The sequence below is a fragment of the Paraburkholderia sp. CHISQ3 genome (genome assembly GCF_030464945.1).
Lineage (GTDB): Bacteria > Pseudomonadota > Gammaproteobacteria > Burkholderiales > Burkholderiaceae > Paraburkholderia > Paraburkholderia megapolitana.
This window is the reverse complement of record NZ_JALPRG010000029.1, coordinates 1-1,518: the sequence shown is the minus strand read 5'-3', so window position 1 is coordinate 1,518 and position 1,518 is coordinate 1. Positions and strand designations below refer to the sequence as shown.

1 protein-coding gene is annotated in these 1,518 nt (G+C 57.6%); it reads right to left on the bottom strand.

Annotated features, from left to right (window positions below; translation table 11 throughout):
- Positions 1-159: 159 nt before the first annotated feature.
- A complete protein-coding gene (locus M0D65_RS33040; protein ID WP_266256198.1) occupies positions 160-1,443 on the bottom strand; it encodes an IS4 family transposase in 1,284 nt (427 codons plus the stop codon).
- Positions 1,444-1,518: the final 75 nt, after the last annotated feature.

Sequence of the window (1,518 nt, the reverse complement as noted above, 5' to 3'; positions counted from 1 at the left end):
CCAATACTGTTCGGTTAGATATTTTTAGGCATCCGCCATGATGCCGATAGCGGTTTCGGCGAGACCAGCACGATGGTCAAATCAACGCGTTGATGCAGCTTTTGTCCGCGCTTGTGACTTGCAAATGCGGTACCCCTTCGTTTAACCATTCGCGGGTTCTTACGTTGATGACTTCTGGCGCACTTGAGGGCCCCTGCGCTTTGCAGCAGTTGTGCGAACCACTGTTTTCGTTTCCGCGGCCTTGCTGGGGGGGAAAGCGCCAGACTGAGGCTGGGCGCGTCGAAACAGATGGACATGTTCAGTGAACGACAGGTCCAGTGGATCTTTTTTCCCTTGCCTCGCGGCGCTGTGCATTAACCAGCGCACTGCATAGTGCGCCAGCATCCACCCGTAGAACTCCTGGCACACCAGGTCCGGCGTTTTACTGCGCAGTACACGTCGGCTCTGACGCAGATGTGTTTTCAATTCATCAAACACACTCTCTACATGCCAGCGGGCATGATAAAGCGCCGCCAGTTCTTTAGCGGGTGCCATGAGCGGATCAAGCAGGGTCGTCATCAACCTGTAGCGGGGCTCACTCTCCGGCATGTTGGGCAAGGCGTATTCGATAACCCTGACCTCGATGGCCTCCAGCGCCCGCGCACCTTTCCCCTCGCGTCGATAAATCGTGCTTAAAAATGAACCATCTTCCAGCACCTTCCTGACTGGAAGGTTCCTGCTTTTGGCAACGCGCCACAGCAACTGCGCACCGGTCTGGCTGGCTTGTTGCCAGTGCTCAAATCCATTAAACCCGCGATCCGCCATGCACAGCATCGTGCTATCGAGCGTAGGCAGCAGAGACTGGCAAAGCGTCCACTCCGCATCCCGGTACGCCCCGATGCTGCCTGCCAGTATTGCATGAGTGCCACATTCGACCAGCACCGCGCACTGCGCCTTGGGGTAGCCGGCAGGCCCGCGTCCTCCCTCAGGGTATCCAAACGCGTCGGCGTTGACCTGCTCATCCGGCACATCAAAACTGCTACCATCCATGGCCACCAGACGCAGGCCCGCGTAAAAGCTCCCGGGGTGTTGCTCCATGACGGCCAGGGCCGGGCAACACTGCGCCTGCAGATCGCGCAAAACAGCGGCTCCAATCTTTGTACGCGCTTCCGTAATCGATGCCTTGCTGACCGTCGTCGACGTCGCGCTGCCTTCCAGCCACGCCAGCCCCTGGGTCATGGCGGCAAATACATCTTCATATGCCGCCTCGGGATACAGGCTCAGGGCCATGCTGAAGTACACCACTGTACTCGCCGGAAATCTGCGCACGCGCTGACTATTACACCCATGCCTCTCAAGAAGCTGAACCACCGCTTCCATCGGATAGACCCGGGCAAACAGACTGGCTCCGAGATGATCCGATAACCGTATCCCTTGACCCAGCGTCGCCCTGGTTCGCGCCATGTATGCACCTCTGATCATCGAGGTTATAGCTTACCAGGTTTTCGCTACCCATCAATCTAACCGAACAGTATTGGG